At 63.5% G+C, this 18,626-nt stretch carries 12 protein-coding genes; 4 read left to right on the plus strand and 8 right to left on the minus strand.

What is annotated here, in order from left to right; translation table 11 throughout:
* Positions 1–4: 4 nt before the first annotated feature.
* From IVB05_RS02145 to IVB05_RS02160, 4 genes are all read right to left on the minus strand, one after another.
* A complete protein-coding gene (locus IVB05_RS02145) occupies positions 5–952 on the minus strand; it encodes an ABC transporter permease (protein WP_247782803.1) in 948 nt (315 codons plus the stop codon).
* A gap of 142 nt (positions 953–1,094) precedes the next feature.
* Entirely contained in the window at positions 1,095–2,690 is a 1,596-nt protein-coding gene (locus IVB05_RS02150; RefSeq protein WP_247782804.1) for an ABC transporter substrate-binding protein, read from the minus strand.
* Positions 2,691–2,925: 235 nt separating this feature from the next.
* Positions 2,926–4,476 (minus strand): AMP-binding protein, encoded by a 1,551-nt coding sequence (locus IVB05_RS02155; RefSeq protein ID WP_247782805.1) that lies wholly within the window; start codon positions 4,474–4,476, stop codon positions 2,926–2,928.
* Between the two features lie 16 nt (positions 4,477–4,492).
* On the minus strand, positions 4,493–5,647 hold the full coding sequence (locus tag IVB05_RS02160; RefSeq protein ID WP_247782806.1) for an iron-containing alcohol dehydrogenase: 1,155 nt from the start codon (positions 5,645–5,647) through the stop codon (positions 4,493–4,495).
* Between the two features lie 726 nt (positions 5,648–6,373).
* On the opposite strand from IVB05_RS02160, the gene IVB05_RS02165 reads away from it, so the two are divergent.
* The 3 genes from IVB05_RS02165 to IVB05_RS02175 all read left to right on the plus strand — a co-directional run bounded on the left by IVB05_RS02165 (position 6,374) and on the right by IVB05_RS02175 (position 12,139).
* The gene (locus IVB05_RS02165) at positions 6,374–7,549 is read left to right on the plus strand and encodes an efflux RND transporter periplasmic adaptor subunit (RefSeq protein WP_247787435.1); all 1,176 of its coding nucleotides are present in this window, start codon (positions 6,374–6,376) and stop codon (positions 7,547–7,549) included.
* Positions 7,546–10,698: a multidrug efflux RND transporter permease subunit gene (locus IVB05_RS02170; protein WP_247782807.1), complete on the plus strand. Its 3,153-nt coding sequence runs from the start codon at positions 7,546–7,548 to the stop codon at positions 10,696–10,698. Before IVB05_RS02165 ends, IVB05_RS02170 begins: the two co-directional genes overlap by 4 nt.
* 247 nt (positions 10,699–10,945) lie before the next feature.
* Entirely contained in the window at positions 10,946–12,139 is a 1,194-nt protein-coding gene (locus IVB05_RS02175; RefSeq protein ID WP_247782808.1) for an ABC transporter substrate-binding protein, read from the plus strand.
* 195 nt (positions 12,140–12,334) lie between these two features.
* Here the strand turns inward: IVB05_RS02175 and IVB05_RS02180 are convergent, their stop codons facing one another.
* From IVB05_RS02180 to IVB05_RS02195, 4 genes are read right to left on the minus strand one after another with little or no spacing between them, the layout of a single operon-like run.
* Positions 12,335–12,727: an MAPEG family protein gene (locus IVB05_RS02180; protein ID WP_247782809.1), complete on the minus strand. Its 393-nt coding sequence runs from the start codon at positions 12,725–12,727 to the stop codon at positions 12,335–12,337.
* Between the two features lie 30 nt (positions 12,728–12,757).
* Positions 12,758–13,843, minus strand: coding sequence for a lipocalin-like domain-containing protein (locus tag IVB05_RS02185; RefSeq protein WP_247782810.1), 1,086 nt, complete (start codon positions 13,841–13,843; stop codon positions 12,758–12,760).
* Positions 13,833–16,295: an ABC transporter permease gene (locus tag IVB05_RS02190; RefSeq protein ID WP_247782811.1), complete on the minus strand. Its 2,463-nt coding sequence runs from the start codon at positions 16,293–16,295 to the stop codon at positions 13,833–13,835. Before IVB05_RS02190 ends, IVB05_RS02185 begins: the two co-directional genes overlap by 11 nt.
* A complete protein-coding gene (locus IVB05_RS02195) occupies positions 16,292–16,966 on the minus strand; it encodes an ABC transporter ATP-binding protein (RefSeq protein WP_247787436.1) in 675 nt (224 codons plus the stop codon). The genes IVB05_RS02190 and IVB05_RS02195 overlap by 4 nt, the downstream gene beginning before the upstream one ends.
* A gap of 260 nt (positions 16,967–17,226) precedes the next feature.
* Between IVB05_RS02195 and IVB05_RS02200 the strand changes: the two genes are divergently transcribed.
* Positions 17,227–18,501, plus strand: a complete 1,275-nt coding sequence (locus tag IVB05_RS02200; RefSeq protein ID WP_247782812.1) for an MFS transporter — start codon at positions 17,227–17,229, stop codon at positions 18,499–18,501.
* Positions 18,502–18,626 lie beyond the last annotated feature (125 nt).

The raw sequence follows: 18,626 nt of genomic DNA on the forward strand, positions 1-18,626 counted from the left end.
GCGGCTAGTCCCCATAGCGGATGCGCGGGTCGATCGCGGCGTAAAGCATGTCGACGGTGAAGTTTGCGACCACCACGACCACGGCGATCAGCATCACGAGGTTCTGGACGATCGGGTAATCACGCCAGCGCAGCGCCTCGACCAGGAAGCGGGCGACACCGGGAATATTGAAAACGGTTTCGGTGACGATCAGCCCGCCGATCAGGAAGGCCGCCTCGATGCCGATCACGGTAATGACCGGGAGAATGGCGTTCTTCAGCGCGTGGCGATAATTGACCGATGCCTCGGACGCGCCTTTGGCGCGCGCGGTCCGGATGTAGTCCTGCCGCAGGATTTCCAGCATCGAGGAGCGCGTGATGCGCATGGTCAGCGCGGCGCTGCGGAAACCGACCGCCATCGCCGGGACGGCATAGATCGCGAAAGCTTCGGTCCAGGTTGCCGGGTTCGGATTATAGATCGGCATGTGGCCGAACAGCGAGACCGACGCCATCAGGATCAACAGGCCGAGCCAGAAGGACGGCAGCGACAGGCCGCTCAGGCTGACGACGCGCAAGGTATAGTCGAGCCGCGAGCCCTGATGGACCGCGCTGATGACGCCGAGCGGAATGCCGATCGAAGCGGAGAACAGCAGCGCCAGCGCCGCCAGCCGCGCGGTGATCGGAATGCGCGGCAGGATCTCCTGCAGCGCCGGCTTTTCCGACACGTAGGAATAGCCGAGATCGCCCTGCAGCAGCCCGCCGATCCAGTTCAGATATTGCTGGTAGATCGGCAGATCGAGGCCAAGTTCCTTTTCGAGGTTGGCCTTGTCGGTGGGATCGACGAAGCCGGCCGCATCGAACAGGATATCGACGATGTTGCCGGGGACGACGCGCAGCAGCACGAAGATGATGATCGAGATCCCGACCAGGGTCACGAGCATCAAGGCGAGGCGTCGCACGATATAAGCAAACACCCGGCGGTTCTCCCTGGCAGGCTGGCTAGCGTTCGATTCTGACTAAATCAGAACCGAACTCCAGTTCTTTTTGTTCTGACGCGTTTTCTTCACGCGAACCGGATCCCGCTTCGCTGGAAAACGCGATGCTTGCGGCTGGACTTTACTTGTCCATCCAGACGTCTTCGTAACGATAGCCGTTATAGGAGCTGTTCACCATGATGGTGATGCCCTTGACGTAAGGCTGCCAGCAGGAGCCGTTCCGGCTATGGTATATGATCGGCCTCGCCACATCTTCCTGAAGCTTCTTGTCGATATCCCAGACCAGCTTCTTGCGCTTGGCAACATCCTTCTCGACCGACTGCTGATCGAACAGTTTTTCGATCTCCTTGTTGCAGTAGTTGGTGTAGTTGCGCTCCGATCCGCAGGAATAGTTCTCGTAGAACGACTGGTCGGGATCGTCGACCGCGTTGCCGGTGAGGTTGAGGCCAAGCGCGTAGTCCTTGCGCGCGACCTTCGGGAACCATTGCGCGGTGTCGACGACGTCGAGTTCGCCATCGATGTAGATGCTCTTGATCTGGTCGATCAGGATCACGGCGGGATCGCGGTAAATCGGAATGTTGCGTGTGGCGACCTTGACGGCGAGGCGCTTGTCCGGGCCGTAGCCCGCCTTCTGCATCAATTTACGCGCCTCCTCCCGGTTGGCGTTGATGTCGGGGCCGTAGCCCGGGATCGATTCCAGCATTTCCTTCGGCATCGCCCACAATCCGCCCGGCGCAGGCAGCATGGTGCCGCCGATATCGGCCTGCCCCTCGAACAGGATCTGCACGAACGCCTTGCGATCCAGCGCCAGCGCTAGCGCCCGGCGAATGTCCGTATTGTCAAACGGCGGGGAGGAAGAGTTGACGATGATGTTGGTCGAAACATTGATCGGCTCGACCACGCAAACCGCGCTCGGCGCCTGTGCCTTGACCTCCTTGAGCAGCGGGATCGACACTTCGGTCGGGAACGTCATGTCGAATTTTCCGGAGACAAATCCGAGAATCGCCGTCGAGCGGTTGGTAATGATAGTGAATTCGATGCCGTCGAGATGCGGCAGGCCCTTCTTGAAGTAATCAGGGTTCTTCGTGAGCTTGATCGACTCGTTGGCCTTGAACTCGACGAATTTGAACGGGCCGGTGCCGATCGGCTTGGTGCGCATGTCGGCCGGAGAGACGTGGCAGGGGTAAACCGGCGTGTAGCCCGAGGCGAGCAGCGACAGCAACGCCGGTTGCGGCCGCTTCAATTCGAAGGACGCTTCGAAATCGCCGTTGACGGTCACGTCGCTGACCTGATCATACCAGGACTTTCGCGGGTTCTGGCGGAACTTCTGCTGCGATTTGCCCATCACCATGTCGAAGGTGCATTTGACGTCGGCCGACGTGAACGGCTTGCCGTCATGCCATTTGACGCCCTGCTTCAGCTTGAAGGTCAGTTTCTTGCTGTCGCTGCTCCAGGCCCAGCTCTCCGCGAGATCGGGGACAATCGAATCCACGCTGTTCTGCGCCACGTCCTGCTTGAAGACGACGAGGTTGTTGAAGACCGGCATGAAGGGAATATTGATCGAATAGGTCGCGCCTTCATGGATCGAGGCGCTGCCCGGGCTGTCACGGTGATAGACCCTGAGGATGCCGCCCTGTTTCGGCTCTCCGGCCGATGCGACATCGTATGCCGGCAGCAACAACAATACCGCGACGGCAAGCGCTTGCACGCTCCGCATGATCCCCTCCACATTTTTCGGTCTCAACTGGCCGATTGGTATCGAGGATACCATGGCGCAGCGTTCGGGCAACCTGCCAAGCCAATGCGAGGCTTGGTAATTCGGACTAATCGAAATCCGCGTGGCGGAACTTGCGATGATTTGCCAGCTATCGCCGAAGTCCGGCCGCTTCGTTGCAGCGCGGTCGTTGCATCGCAACTCGCCGGATTGCTTCACCTGAAGATAACCCATGTCGCTAGACGATCCGCGAGGTCTTGTTGCCCCAATAGCGATCGCGCAACAGCCGCTTGTAGAGTTTTCCGGTCGGAAGCCGCGGCAATTCAGACTCGAAGTCGATCGAACGCGGCACTTTCTGGCGCGATAGCGACTGGCTGCAGAAGGCGATCAGTTCGTCGGCCAGCTCCTGCCCCGGCGAAACGCCCGGCATCGGCTGCACCACGGCCTTCACTTCCTCGCCGAGATCGTGATTGGGCACGCCGAACACCGCCGCATCCGCGATCTTGGGATGGGTGATCAGGAGGTTCTCGCATTCCTGCGGATAGATATTGACGCCGCCGGAGATGATCATGAAGGTCGCGCGATCGGTGAGGTAAAGAAATCCGTCATCGTCGACATAGCCGACGTCGCCGACCGTGCTCATGGTGCCGTCGGCCGAGCGGACTTCGCTGGTCTTGCCCGGATCGTTGAAATATTCGAACGGGGTTGCGGTCTTGAACCACACCGTGCCCGCTGTGCCGACCGGGCAGGGCTGCATGTTCTCGTCGAGAATATGGAGGTCGCCAAGCAGCACCCGACCGACGGTGCCGCGATGGGCCAGCCATTCCTCGCTGTTGCAGGAGGTGAAGCCGAGGCCTTCGGTGGCGCCGTAATATTCATGGATGATCGGTCCCCACCATTTGATGATGTCGTCCTTCACGGCCGCGGGGCAGGGCGCGGCGGCGTGGATCGCGATTTCGAGCGATGACAGGTCATGGCGGACGCGCACTTCTTCCGGCAGTTTCAGCATGCGCGAGAACATCGTGGGCACGAGCTGGGTATGGGTGACGCCCCATTTCGGAATCAGTGCGAGATATTGTTCGGGATCGAACCGTTCCATGATGATGGCGGTGCCGCCCATCTTGATCGTGAGGTTGACGGCGGCCTGCGGCGCCGAGTGGTAGAGCGGCGCCGGCGACAAATAGATCATGCCCTCGCGGTACTGCCAGATCTTCACCAGGAAATCGAATAGCGGCAATTGCTGATCGGCCGGCAGTTCCGGCAACGGGCGCAGAATCCCCTTCGGCCGGCCGGTGGTGCCGGAGGAATAGAGCATCGCGGTGCCGACGCATTCGCCTGATATCGGTGTGTGCGGCATATCCGCAGTTGCTTCTTGCAGGCCAACGATGCGGTCGCTTTCGCTGTCGCCGTCGGCGACGATGCAAAGCTCCACTTGCGGGCATTCCTTCAACGCCTCGCGCGCGACATCGAGTTTTTCCCTTGATGTGATGAGGATGCGCGACTGGCTGTTGGTCAGGATATAGGCGAGCTCGCTCGCGGTGAGGTAAGAGTTCACGCAGGTGTAATAGAGGCCCGAGCGTTCGCCGGCGCCGCAGGATTCCAGATAGCGGCTGTTGTTCTCCATGAAGATCGAATAGTGATCGAGCCGCTTCAGGCCGCGGTTGCGAAGCAGATGCGCCAGCCGGTTGCAGCGCGCCTCCAGCTCGCGATAGGTGACGGTCTCGCCGGTATCAGCCATGATGAAGGCGGGCTGCAGCGGACGAAGATGAACGTGCTTGCCGGTGTACATGGTCGTTGTGGTCTCCCTAGGCGGCCAAATCGAGAATCTCGCGCACCTGCGCCGGCCCCTCGATCTTGCGCGGATTGCGCGGCACCCAGGGCGTTGCCATTGCTGCCAGCGCGATACGGTCGAAATGCTCAGGTCCAACGTTGACCTCGCGCAGGCTGCGCGGCATGCCGAGGTTGCGAATGAAGGCGTCGAGCACGTCGCCGGCGTCCTCGTTCGGGTGCCCCATCGCGGCTGCAACCTGCGCCTGCCGCTCGGCATTCGCTGATTTGTTCCAGCGCATCACCGACGGCAGCATCACGCAGGAAGTGTAGCCGTGCGGCACGCCGAACTCCGCGCCGAGCACGTAGCCGATGCCGTGGCTGGCGCCCATCGGCACGCCGGAAGCCAGCGGCCCGGTCGAAAGCCAGGTCCCGATCTGGCAATCCATCCGGGCGTCGAGGTCTTGCGCATCGGCCTTCACCCGCGGCAGCGCCTGTGCCAGCATCGACAGCCCCTTCAGCGCCTGGGCGTCGCCGTAAGGATGCGCCTCGCGCGCGCAGATGCCCTCGACGCAATGGTCGACGGCACGGATGCCGGTCGAGAGCCACAGCCACTCCGGGGTGTGCTGGCTAAGCCAGGGATCGAGAATCGCCGCGCGGGGCATCAGCAGCGGATGGCGCAGCGCTTCCTTGACCTTGGTGTTCTCGTTGGTAACGCCCGCCGTGGAAGAGAACTCGCCGCCGGCGATCGTGGTCGGCACGCTGATCTGGCGCACCGTCGGCGCGGTGAGCTGCGGCGAAGCGCCGCGACCAGCCCGGATCCTGTCGATGTCGTCAGGGTTGCGGATATCGTTGGCGAGGCAAAGCTGCACCGCCTTGGCGCCGTCGGTAATCGAACCGCCGCCGACGGTGACGATGATATCGGCACCGGCGGTGCGGGCCTGTTCGCTGGCGGCAATGACGGCTGCGCGCGGCGTATGCGGCGGCATCGCATCGAACGTGCCGGCGCAGCGCGGCCCCAGCACGCGGCGAATGTTCTCGATTTCATCGGTTTCGCGGTTGAGCGTGCCGCTGACCATCAGGAAGGCGCGTGTGGTGCCGAGCCGGTTCAACTGCTCGACGAGCGCCTCCGATGCCGGCCGCCCGAACACGACCTCATCCATCGCGCCGAATACGACACGCCCTTGATGCACGGCTGTCCTCCCCGGACATTCATGGCCCTTGTTGCGGGCCTTGGCGGCAAGGTTAGCTGAGGAAATTGGCGACGTCATGCATGAAGATGATGCGGTCGAACCGTCTCGTAGGATGGGTGGAGCGCAGCGATACCCATCGCCATGCGTATCGGTATTGATGGGTATCGCTCCGCTCCACCCATCCTACGCGGAGTGTCCAGTGCGCCGTGCCCTCTCCACGTTATTGCGAGCGAAGCGAAGCAATCCATTCCTTCTTTATGCCGAGGCATGGATTGCTTCGCTTCGCTCGCAATGACGGCTGGATGTGACTTCGCCTTCTTGCGGCGTGGATCGCCCGAGGTTTGCATGATCAAAGGGGCCGGACAGACTTTCGGACTGATCTGCTCTGTTGGATTTGTTCGTCGCACCTTGCCGCCGTCATTCCCGGGGCGCTGCAGGACGCCTTCGCGTCACGTTTTCGTCATCAGCCGGCGATTAGCTGACCGTTCGTCGCGACCGGTTCCGCTTGCGTCGCAGTGCGGAAAACATGAGGTCCGCGGGAGCGGAGCGTTGGCTCTGCGGATGCATAACGATTGTGCTTGATCCCGTCGGGATCTTGACGAGACTGGGAACCGATCACATCTGTGGCCTCCGCCAAAGTTCCACGGCGGCTTTCATCTATCAGGGATGTCGAGAGCGCAGGGGAGATGGGGTTTGACTGCAATTGAGCAACTGAAACGGTCGGCTTTGCCGACGGGGGCCGATGTTCGCGCACCTCGTGGCCTGCCATGGTTGGCCTCGCTGCTCGCGCTGGCGCTGTCGGCTTGCGGCGACAAGCCGCCGCAACAGCCGGCCGCGGCGGCGCCGCCCGTTACGGTCGCGCAGCCGGTGAAGCGGACCGTTACCGACTGGGACGAGTTCACCGGACGTTTCGAGGCGGTCCAGGAAGTCCAGGTTCGCGCCCGCGTCGGCGGTTTCGTATCCAGTGTCGAATTCCGCGATGGCTCCATCGTGCGCACGGGCGATCTGCTTTACGTGATTGACGCCCGTCCGTTCGAGGCGGTCGCCGAACAGGCCGACGGCCAGTTGTCCGATGCGCGGGCGAAAGCAGAACTCGCCAGGCGCGAACTCGACCGCGCCCTGACCCTGAACCAGACCCAGGCGGTGTCCGATTCCATCGTCGACCAGCGCCGCCAGACCTTGCAGGCGGCGCGCGCCGCGGAAATGCAGGCTGAAGGCGCGCTCAAGGCCGCCAAGCTCAATATCGAGTTCACCCATGTGATGGCGCCGATCACCGGCCGCGTCAGCCGCCATCTGGTCACGCCCGGCAATCTCGTGCAGGGCAGCGAGGGCGGCGCGACGCTGCTCACCTCGATCGTCTCGCTCGATCCGATCTTCATCTATTTCGACGTCGACGAGGCGACCTACCAGCGGAACAGCCGGCTCTGGTTCGAAGGCAAGCGGCCGAGTTCGCGCGACACGCCGAACCCGGTCGAGGTGACGCTGACCGGTGAAACCAAGCCCTCGCATGACGGCAAGATGGATTTCCTCGACAACCGCCTGGACGTCTCGACCGGGACGCTGCGCAGCCGTGCGGTGATCCCGAACAAGGATCTCTCGATCCTGCCCGGCCAGTTCGGCCGCGTCCGCATCATCGGCAGTGCGCCCTATGAGGCCCTGCTGCTGCCGGACACGGCTGTCGCGACCGACCAGTCGCGGAAGATCGTTTTCGTCGTCAAGGACGACAATACGGTCGAGGCAAAGCCGGTGACGCTTGGGCCGCTCGATGAAGGCCTGCGCGTGATCCGTGAGGGCCTGAAGCCGGAAGACCGCGTCATTATCGACGGTCTGCAACGGGCACGGGTGGGGGCAAAGGTCACCCCGCGGCCCGGCGACATCAAGCCGGCCGGTGCCAAGACATGAATCTCGGTCGGCTCTCCATCAACCAGCCCATTTTGGCGATGGTGCTGTCGATCGTGCTGCTGATTGTCGGCGCGATCGCCTATACGACGCTGCCGGTTTCGGAATATCCGCAAGTGGTGCCGCCGACGGTGACGATCACCACGCAATATCCCGGCGCCTCCGCGCAAACCGTCTCCGATACGGTCGCCGCTCCGATCGAGCAGGAGATCAACGGCGTCGAGGACATGCTGTATCTCTACAGCCAGGCCACCTCGAACGGACAGTTGACGATCACGGTCACGTTCAAGCTCGGCACTGATTTGGACAAGGCGCAGGTGCTGGTGCAGAACCGCGTCGCGATCGCGCAGCCGCGGCTGCCCGAAGAGGTGCAGCGCAACGGCGTCGTCACCCGCAAGAACAGCCCCGACATCCTGATGGTCGTGTTCATGCTGTCGCCGGACGACACGTTCGACCAGCTCTATATCTCGAACTATGCGCTATTGCAGGTCCGTGACCAGTTGCTCCGGCTCGACGGCGTCGGCGACATCCAGATTTTCGGCGCGCGCGACTATTCGATGCGGCTGTGGCTCGATCCGGACAAGATCGCCACGCTGGGCCTGACCGCCGGCGAGGTGGTGGCGGCGATCCGCTCGCAAAACGTGCAGATCGCGGGCGGGCAGATCGCGGAACCTCCGATTGCCGACCGCGCCTTCTCGCCGAATCTCACGTTTACCGGCCGCCTGAAGGACCCGAAGCAGTTCGAGGAGATTGTGGTCAAGGCCGGCGCCGACGGGCGCACGGTCAAGCTGCGCGACGTCGCGCGGATCGAACTCGGGGCGCTCGCCTATTCGACCAACAGCTTCCTGCTGCGGAAATCCGCCGTCGCCATGCTGGTGACCCAGCGGCCCGGCTCCAATGCGCTCGCGACCGCCAAGGGCATTTCGAACACCATGGAGCGGCTGAAGGCGAGCTTCCCGAAAGGGCTCGACTACAATATCGGCTACAATCCGACCGAATTCATCGCACAGTCCGTCAGCGAGCTGATCAAGACGATCTACGAGGCGATGGCGCTGGTCGTGATCGTGGTGCTGGTGTTCTTGCAGGGCTGGCGGCCAGCCATCATTCCGATCATCGCGATCCCGGTGTCGCTGGTCGGCACCTTTGCCGTGATGGCAGCATTGGGATTCTCGATCAACAATCTCACGCTGTTCGGCCTCGTGCTCGCGGTCGGCATCGTGGTCGACGATGCGATCGTGGTGGTCGAAAACGTCGAACGCCATCTCGAGCACGGCATGAACCGGCGTGACGCCGCGCTTCGCACCATGCAGGAGGTCGGCAGCGCGCTGGTTTCGATTGCGCTGGTGTTGTGCGCGGTGTTCGTCCCGACGGCGTTCCTCGGCGGTATCTCCGGGCAGTTCTTCCAGCAGTTTGCCGTCACTATTGCGGTCGCGACCGCAATTTCCTGCTTCTGCTCGCTGACGCTGTCACCGGCGCTGGCCTCGCTGATCCTGCAGCCGCACGAAGACAAGCGGCCGCCGGCACGCTGGAATTTCATCGCCCGCGGCTGGGGTGCTTTTACCGGCGTCTTCAATCGCGGCTTCGACCGGCTGGCGCATGGCTATGCCAGCGCGGCCGATTTCGTGATCCGGCATTCGGTGGTGATGTTGCTGGTGTACGTGGCGCTGATCGGCGGCGCCGGATGGCTGTTGATGACAACGCCGCAAGGTTTCATCCCGGCGCAGGATCGCGGTTATGTCATTGTCTCCGTGCAATTGCCGGGCGCGGCGTCGCTGGCGCGCACCACCGAAGTGGTCCGCGAGATCGAGCGCATTGCGCTGGATACGCCCGGTATCGTTCGTGTAGCTGCCTTCGCCGGCTTCTCGGGTGCAACCCGAACGCAGGCAAGCAATGCCGCCGCGCTATTTCCCGTATTCGAAGATCCGGAAGAGCGCCACAAGAAGGGACTTTCCGCAGGCGCGATCGCCAACAATCTGCGCAACCGGCTGGCGAGCATCCAAGGTGCCTTCATCATCGTCATCCCGCCGCCTGCGGTACCCGGCATCGGCACCGGCGGCGGCTTCACCATGCGGATTCAGGACCGCCAGGGCCGCGGCTCCGAGATGCTTGCCGCGGCGACGGGTGAACTGGTCGGTGCGGCGAGCAAGGCGCCGGGCCTGACACAGGTGTTCTCCACTTTTGCGGCCAACACGCCGCAACTGTTCGTCGACATCGACCGCGTCAAGGCTCAGAAGCTCGGCGTGCCGATTGCGAACATCAACGATACGATCCAGACCTATTTCGGCTCGTCCTATGTCAACGACTTCAATCTGTTCGGCCGCACCTACCGCGTCACGGCGCAGGCCGATCTGCCGTTCCGGAAGGAGACATCCGATCTCGCACGCCTGCGCACCCGCAACGCCGCCGGCGACATGGTGATGCTCGGCAGCGTCGTGAGTTTCAGCGACATCTCCGGCCCCGACCGCGTCGCGCGCTACAATCTCTACCCCGCGTCCGAGCTGCAGGGCGAGACGCTGCCAGGCACGAGTTCGGCGACCGCGATCGACATCATGAAGAAGTTGACCGAGGAGACGCTGCCGAGCGGCTTCTCGTTCGAATGGACCGACCTGTCCTATCAGCAGGTCACCGGCGGCAACACCGGTCTTTACGTGTTTCCGATCTGCGTGCTGTTCGTGTATCTCGTGCTGGCAGCACAATACGGCTCATGGAGCCTGCCAATCGCGGTCATCCTGATCGTGCCGATGTGTCTGCTCGCCGCCACCATCGGCGTGCGGATCATGGGGCAGGATGTCAACATCCTGACCCAGATCGGTTTCGTGGTGCTGGTGGGGCTGGCGGCCAAGAACGCCATTCTCATCGTCGAGTTCGCGCGCGATATCGAACTCGAAGGAAAGGCGCGGCTGGAGGCCGTGATCGAAGCCTGCCGGCTGCGCTTGCGGCCGATCCTGATGACGTCGTTCGCCTTCATCCTCGGCGTGCTGCCGCTGGTGATCTCATCGGGCTCGGGCTCGGAGATGCGTCAGGCGGTGGGGGTCGCCGTGTTCTTCGGCATGCTCGGCGTCACGCTGTTCGGCCTGATCTTCACGCCGATCTTCTATGTCATCGTGCGGAATCTCGCGGACGGGAAGGGCAAGAAGCCGGCCGTGGTGTGAGTGCTGCTTCGTCATTCCGGGATGCGCCGCTAGGCGCAGGCCCGGAATCCATTTTACTACACGTGATGCGGCCCAATGGATTCCGGGTTCGCGCTGCGCGCGCCCCGGAATGACGGATGAGGCGTTGGCGCGCGCCTCGTCTTCAGAAGTTCCCCATACTTTTGGCTGATCCGAAATGGATGGGCAGTCGCGGGGTTATTGAATAGTGTTGCCAGGTTCCTCTGACGAAAAATTCCGGGAGAAAAAAATGAAGTCGGGATTGTTGGCCGCCGTTGCGGTGGGTGGTGTTTTGCTCGCCGCGCCGGCATCGGCGCAGGGCGTCAAGATCGGTATTCTGAACGATCAATCCGGCGTCTACGCCGATTACGGCGGCAAATGGTCGTTCGAGGCGGCCAAGATGGCGATCGAGGATTTTGGCGGCGAAGTCCTGGGCCACAAGATCGAAATCGTCTCCGCCGATCACCAGAACAAGCCGGATCTCGCCACCGCCATCGCGCGGCGCTGGTATGAGGTCGAAGGCGTCGACATGATCACGGAGCTGACGACCTCCTCGGTTGCGCTCGCGATCCACGATCTCTCCAAGCAGATGAAGAAGATCGACATCGTCGTGGGCGCGGCGACATCGCGCCTGACCGGCGATGCCTGCCAGCCTTACGGATTTCACTGGGCCTACGATACCCACGCGCTGGCCTACGGCACCGGCGGCGCGCTGGTGGAATCCGGCGGCGATAGCTGGTTCTTCATGACGGCGGACTATGCGTTCGGCCATGCGCTGGAAAAGGACACCGGCGACTACGTCAAGGCGAAGGGCGGCAAGGTGCTGGGCGCGGTCCGGATTCCCCTGAACTCGTCGGACTTTTCGTCATTCCTGCTGCAGGCGCAGAGCTCGAAAGCCAAGATCATCGGCCTCGCCAATGCCGGCCTCGACACCACCAACTCGATCAAGCAGGCGGCGGAATTCGGCATCGTCAAGCGCGGCCAGAAGCTTGCCGGCCTGCTGCTGACGCTCGCCGAAGTCCACGGCCTCGGGCTCGAGGCCGCGCAAGGCCTGGTGCTGACGGAAGGCTACTACTGGGACCGCGACGCCAAGAGCCGCAACCTCTCCGAACGCTTCTTCAAGCGTACCGGCCGCATGCCGAACATGATCCAGGCCGGCACCTATTCGGCGACGCTGCAATATCTGAAGGCGGTCAAGGCGGCAGGCACCAAGGACACCGAGGCGGTTACCAGGAAGCTGAAAGAGCTTCCGGTGGACGACGACTTCGCGCAGGGCGGCAAGGTGCTGGAAAACGGCCGCATGGTGCACGACCTCTATCTGTTCGAGGTCAAGAAGCCGTCTGAATCGAAGAAGCCGTGGGATTACTACAAACAGCTCGCCGTGGTCCCCGGCGACAAGGCGTTCCCGGCAGCGAAGGATTCCGGCTGCCCGCTGGTAAAGTAGGTCTCTCCGTCGTCCCTGCGTTCGCAGGGACCCATACCGCGTGATCTATCGATGACGCGCGGTAGCCGACGCTTTGCGTTGGCGAATTGCCGCAGCGAGTTGCTGAAGCGAAGCCGTCTTCCAATGTGCCCATTACGCCGGCCGCGGCGTATGGGTCCCTGCGTTCGCAGGGACGACGAGAGGCTTGCGTTCTTCTCACGCCTGCACCAGCCGCCACACGATCGCGCCGAACGCGCCGACCCACAGCGCGATCGTCGCCAGCGCCTGGATCGCGAAGCCCGGACCGCGGTCCTTGACCGCCCTGGCATAGCCTAACACGTAGAGAATGCGGCCGATCACCCAGACCAGACCGATCCCGGCCGCGATGCCATCGCCGATATAGATTGCGAACAGCCACAGCGCCGGCAGGAAGATCGGCAGCCATTCCAGCGTGTTCATCTGCGCGCGAAACACGCGCTCGAAATCCGGATTGCCCGAAATGGCCGGCAGCTTGACGCCGAACTTGCCGCGCGCCCGCGACACCAGAATGGACGAGTAGAAGTAGACCAGGACCGCCAGCAAGGTGACGAGCGCGGTGAAGTGATACATCGCTGAAATTCCCCTGTTTCGTGCGAGCGCTTAATAGCCCGTCATTTCCAGATAGCCCACCCCCGTATGGCTGCCTGCAAACCGGATCGGGCCTTCCCAATAGGGAAAGCTGGTCCCCATCCAGCTTCTCGGATTGAGCGGCCTGCATTCGATAGCGAGCGCCATTTTCGCAATCGCGATGCGCCATGCCGTCGGTATCTTTCGTCCCTCGATCTCCGTGACAGTCAGTGGCGTCATGGCGATGTCTTCGGAGCCGAGCGCCTCGGCCGTGCCGTCGGGCGCGATCCATTTGCCGGAGCCGTAATGCTGGCCGTCGGTCTGGCGCATCCGGTACAGCATCAATTTGTCGCCGGCGTTGAAATGCAGCGAGAGCCAGTCCCATCCGCTTTGATCGGAGGCCAGCGGCTGGCTGCTCCACTCGCGATCGAGCCAGGCCATCCCGGTGACGTCGACTGGCGCGTCGTCGATGGTGAGGATGCCCGTCGCCGCATAATGCGGCTGGCTGTAATAGTAGGAGGCCTGTTCGCGCAGCGATTTGCGGCTGTAGCCACCGTCGCCCTGCAGCACCAGCGGGCGCTCCGCGTCGAGGCGCAGCGCGTAGCTGAAATCGGCGCCCGATGCTTTCAGTACAAGTGGTGCGATATTGTCGTCGTTGACAGGATCGAGCCCGCGCATCTCCCAGGCATCGATCCAGGCGTGAAACGGCTTTGCGTCGACGCCGGCCTGGCCGACACCGCCGCGCGCGAACGCCTGGCTGAAGCGATGGGTATCGGCACGGGTGACGGCGGCATGGCCCATCCAGATTTGCTGGTTGGCCCAGCCTTCCTGCGGGCCGCCGGCAGCGATTGCCTGGCGAAACAACGTCCATTGCGCGCCATAGGCCGTGCCATTCGCGTCGGCGAGATTGGCCGTCACATACCACCACTCGATGCGAAATTCCGGATGTGGCCCGTGGTCGGCGGGAAATGCGAATGCACGGCCAGGCGTGACCGCTGCAAATCCATCCGCGCTTTCGCCAAGCCCGGCATAGCCTTGCGCGAAGGCCTTGGCCCCGAATCCTGCGAGAAGCGCGCCGCCGATCAAGCCGCGGCGGGTGATCGGGCCGCTACCTTTCATTGGCAAAAATCCTGATCAGGCTTGCCGGCTGCATGCGCGCCAGCCTGATGACGGGGAGCGCGGCCGCCGCAAGTGCGGCCGCCATCGCGACGCCTGTGAGCCACAGCAGTTGCGTCGGGAAGACATGAAACGGCAGCCGCCAGCCGAATGCCTTGACGTTGACGACCGCGAGCAGGCACCACGCCACCAGCAGGCCGAGCGGAAGCGCGAAGATGGTGGTGATCAGCGCCACCGACATCGTCTTCAGAAGTTCGATCGCCGCGAGCCGCCGCCGCGTGATGCCGATCGCCCATAGCGGCGCCAGTTGCGGCAGGCGGGAATTGGCCAGCGTCAACAGGCTCGTCAACAGCGCGACGCCGGCTACCCCAAGCGTGAAGGCGTTCAGCGCGGCGGTCACTGCAAAGGTGCGGTTGAAGATCCGCGTCGATTCCGCCTTCATCGTCGCCTGATCGGCGACATTGCGGTCGTCGAGCGCGAATTTTTCCTGCAGTGCCGAGATCAACGCCGGGATCATTGGTGAGGCGACCCGCAATCCCATGCGCGTCAGCGGGATTTCCGGAAAGCGCCGCGTCAGCGCGGCGAAGTTCACCGCGATCTGCCCCTTGGGGTTGCCATAATCGGCATAGATGCCGACCACATCGAGTGTCCAGTTTCCGCCTGACGCCGGCACCTCGATGCGGTCGCCGATGGAAAGGTGCAGGCGCCGCGCCAGTTGTTCGCTGACGAGGGCCGCATTGCCGGGACGAAGCTTGATCCAGGCATCCTCAGTCGATTGCAGCAGCGGCCAGTTGTCGCGATAAATGGCGTGATCGGGCAGGCCCAACACCTCGATCGGCGCACCTGCCAATTGCGTATCGGCGCGGGCGCCGGGCAGGATCGCCTCGACCTCGGGGCGCTCGCGCAGCCACGCCTTGATCTCGTGGGCCTGCGCGTCGTTGGCGGCGTTGACATAGACGTCCGCCGCCAGCCGCCCGTCGAGCCAGACCAGAAACGTGCGGCTGAAACTCTCGACCATGGTGGAGACGCCGACATTGACTGATAGCGCGAGCAACAGCGCCATCAGGGCGAGCGACAGCCCGGATAGTTGCTGGCGGCTGTCGGCCCAGAACCAGACGCTGACCGGGGCTCGCGCATAGCGCTGGCCAAGCGACAGCATGAGCTCCAGAAACATCGGCAGGATCAGCGCGGCGCCGAGCATCAGCGCCGCAAGCACGGCAAAACCCGAAATCAGGGAATCGCCGAACCAGAGAAAGCATGCCGCGGCGGCGAACGCTGCGAGCGCGAGCGCGCTCTGGTAGGTCAGCCAGCGGCGCTGTGCCTGCTGCCAGGCGAAAGGCTGGGCGGTGGCGAGCAGCGGCAGCCGCAACGCCTTGGTCAGGCTGGCGGCGGCGGCAGCGAGCGCGCCCGTTATGCTGATGGCGACGCCCGCGACCCACCATTGCGGCTTGAGCGTCAGGTGTCCCGGAATCTGCGCGCCATAGAGTCCGCGGAGGGAGGCTGCGACATCGGGCAGCAACGCGCCGGCGATGAAGTAGCCGCACACGAGGCCCATCAGCCCCGCGATCAGCGCCAGCGACACCAGCTCAAGCACCAGCACGCCGTTGAGCATCCGCGCCGAGACGCCGCAGGCGCGCAAGGTGCGCAGCACCGGCAGCCGTTGTTCGAAGGCAAGCCCGATCGCCGAATTGACGATAAAGAGTCCGACAAAGAACGACAGAAAGCCGAACGCGGTCAGGTTCAGGTGAAAACTGTCGGTGAGGCGTTCGAGGTCGGTCTCTGCATCAGGTTCGATCAGGCGAAGCCTGTCACCGGCAATGCTTTCAAGCGGCGCGCGCCTGCCCGCCGTCTTGCCGACCAGGAGGCGCGAGAGCTGATCCGGCATTTTGAGGAGGTTCTGCGCGATGCCGATGTCGACGACCAATACGCCGGGCACCAGGTTCGGCTGTACGCGGAGCGGCGGCAGCAGCACGCCGCCATTGGCCTCTGGGCGGGCGCCCTCCGCGAGCTTGAGATCGGAAAGCGTTTCCGGCGCCACCAGCATTGCGCCCGGCGGCGTCATGAAGGATAGCAGATCGGCTTTGCCGACCGCAGGCGCGTTGCCGACTTCCGCGGGCAGCGTCACCGGCTCGATGCCCAATAGCCGGAACGACCGCCCCTCGATCTGGATGCGGCCTTCGAGTACCGGCGAGACCGGCCAGCCGCCGCGGCGCAAGTCGACGAAGAGTTTCTGCGGAAAGCTTGCGCCGCTGCGGGCGGCCAGCATGGCGGTGCGCGTCCCGCCAAACGTGGCGGCGGCGCGGTCGTAGGAGGTGCGTGCCTGCTGATTGAGCGCCTGCACGCCGCTCCACAGCGCGGTCGCCGAGATCAATCCAATCAGCAAGGTCGCAAGCTGCATCGGATGCCGCCGCCAATGGCTCAGCAATACGGCCAGCGTCCACAGCGCGCGCTTCACGCGATCACCCCGGCATGGAGGTTCACCCGCCGGTCGAGCGTGGCGGCGAGCCTTTCGCTGTGGGTCACCATCAGAAAGCCGCAGCCGCTGCGCGTCACCAGATCGCGCGCCAGCGCCAGCACCTCGTCCGCGGTGTCCTCGTCGAGATTACCGGTCGGCTCGTCTGCCAGCAGCAGCAGCGGCTTTACGGCCAGTGCCCGGCCGATCGCGACGCGTTGTTGCTGGCCACCGGACAATTGCTCGGGATAGCGTTTGAGGAAATTGCCGAGCCCGAGCCGCTCCACCAGTTCGTGGTGCCAGGCCGCGTCGTGACGGCCGGCAATGCGCGACTGGAAAACGAGGTTGTCTTCCACCGTGAGACTCGGAATCAGGTTGAATTGCTGAAACACCAGGCCGAGCCGGTCACGGCGCAATTCCGCGCGCCCGGCATCGCTGAGTTCGGAAACCGGCGCGTCCGCCAGCCTGATCTCGCCGCCATCGGCCGCATCGAGGCCTGCGATGAGGTGCAAGAGCGTGCTCTTGCCGCTGCCGGATTCACCCGTCAGCGCGACGCTCTCGCCCGCGGCGACCGAGAGGTTCACCCCGCGCAGCACCGCGACCTCTTCGCCGGCCGTCCGGTAGCTCTTGGTCAGACCGACCACACGAAGCACGTTGGGATTACCGTTGGTCATGCGCGCCGATGGACCGATCTGACCATGAAAATCCCCTGACGTGATGGCATGCAACATATCAGGGCGGGTGCCCCGGATCACGGTCTCAATCGCGCCGCGACGTGATCGTGATCCGGTTGTAACGCGCGCCTGCCGCAGCAGCCAGCAGTTGCGGCGCGGGAGCTCGCGGAAAATCACGGTTGCCTTGCCCGCGACCCCCCTTGTAGCATTGGAACCGGCCGATCCTACAGAGCCAGCAACGGTAAACGGGGAAACCAGCCATGACCGCGCAACCGACGCCCAAGGGCGCATGGAAAATCACCTTCCTGCTGTTCCTGTTCATGCTGGTGAACTTTGCCGACAAGATCGTGGTTGGTCTCGCCGGCGCCCCGATCATGGACGAGCTCAAACTCTCGCCGGAACAGTTCGGCTTCCTCGGCTCCTCGTTCTTCATCCTGTTTTCGATCTCGGCCATCGTCGTCGGCTTTATCGTCAACCGCATCGACACCCGCTGGGTGCTGCTCACGATGGCGGTGATCTGGTCGGTAGCGCAATTTCCGATGGTCGGCACCGTCGGCTTCTCCACGCTCGTGATCTGCCGCATCATCCTCGGCGCCGGCGAGGGGCCGGCCTTCGCGGTGGCGGCGCACGCGATCTACAAGTGGTTTCCCGACGAGAAGCGAACGCTCCCCACCGCCATTCTCTCGCAGGGGTCGGCGTTCGGCGTGATCCTCGCGGTGCCGGCGCTGAACTGGATCATCGTCAATCATAGCTGGCACTACGCGTTCGGTGCGCTTGGCGTGGTCGGCCTGATGTGGGTCGTGGCGTGGCTGGTGATGGGCGAAGAAGGGCCGCTGGTGCAGACGGTCGCAACGGCGGCGACGGATCCGAGCGTTCCCTATTTCCAGCTTCTCACCTCGCGAACCTTCATCGGCTGCTGCGCCGCGACCTTCGGCGCCTATTGGGCGCTGTCGCTCGGGTTGACCTGGTTCACGCCGTTCATCGTCAAGGGGCTCGGCTTTTCGCAAAAGGATGCGGGCTGGGTTTCGGTGCTGCCCTGGGTATTCGGCGCCACCATCGTGCTGCTGACCGGATGGATCTCGCAGGTGATGCTGACGCGCGGTTTCACGACGCGGGGCGCTCGCGGCGTGCTCGGGTCGGCGCCCTTGATCGTCGGGGGGCTGATCCTCGCGGTACTGCCGTACGTCAACGGCGCGGGATGGCAGATCGCGTTCCTCGTGGTCGGCTCCGGGCTCTGCGGCTCGATCTATGTCGTCTGCCCGCCGATGCTCGGTGAATTCGCGCCGGTCCAGCAGCGCGGCGCCGTGATCGCGATCTATGGCGCGATCTACACGCTGGCGGGGATAATCGCTCCTTCCGTGATGGGCGTCGTGATCCAGAATGCGACGGTGCCGCTCGACGGCTACATGACCGGCTTCACGATCAATGCGGTGGTGATGGTCGCGTCGGGCCTGCTCGGGCTGCTGCTGCTCTGGCCGAACACGGAACGCAAGAGGCTGATGGCACAGGCAGCGGCGCAGCCGAAATTTGCGTGAGGGGAATACGCACCCACTCGTTCGTCGTCCCTGCGAACGCAGGGACCCATAACCACAGATGTTGATTGCTTAAGCAAGGCGTCTGCCACATCGCCATGATCGATGGGCCGCGGCGTATGGGTCCC

The sequence above is a fragment of the Bradyrhizobium sp. 170 genome, from assembly GCF_023101085.1.
Taxonomy (GTDB): domain Bacteria; phylum Pseudomonadota; class Alphaproteobacteria; order Rhizobiales; family Xanthobacteraceae; genus Bradyrhizobium.

Coding starts and splice junctions, on each gene's coding strand:
- IVB05_RS02150 (WP_247782804.1), bottom strand. CDS start 2,690: ATGCGGAGCGTGCAAGCGCTTGCCGTCGCGGTATTGTTGTTGCTGCCG.
- IVB05_RS02155 (WP_247782805.1), bottom strand. CDS start 4,476: ATGTACACCGGCAAGCACGTTCATCTTCGTCCGCTGCAGCCCGCCTTC.
- IVB05_RS02170 (WP_247782807.1), top strand. CDS start 7,546: ATGAATCTCGGTCGGCTCTCCATCAACCAGCCCATTTTGGCGATGGTG.
- IVB05_RS02175 (WP_247782808.1), top strand. CDS start 10,946: ATGAAGTCGGGATTGTTGGCCGCCGTTGCGGTGGGTGGTGTTTTGCTC.
- IVB05_RS02180 (WP_247782809.1), bottom strand. CDS start 12,727: ATGTATCACTTCACCGCGCTCGTCACCTTGCTGGCGGTCCTGGTCTAC.
- IVB05_RS02185 (WP_247782810.1), bottom strand. CDS start 13,843: ATGAAAGGTAGCGGCCCGATCACCCGCCGCGGCTTGATCGGCGGCGCG.
- IVB05_RS02195 (WP_247787436.1), bottom strand. CDS start 16,966: ATGACCAACGGTAATCCCAACGTGCTTCGTGTGGTCGGTCTGACCAAG.
- IVB05_RS02200 (WP_247782812.1), top strand. CDS start 17,227: ATGACCGCGCAACCGACGCCCAAGGGCGCATGGAAAATCACCTTCCTG.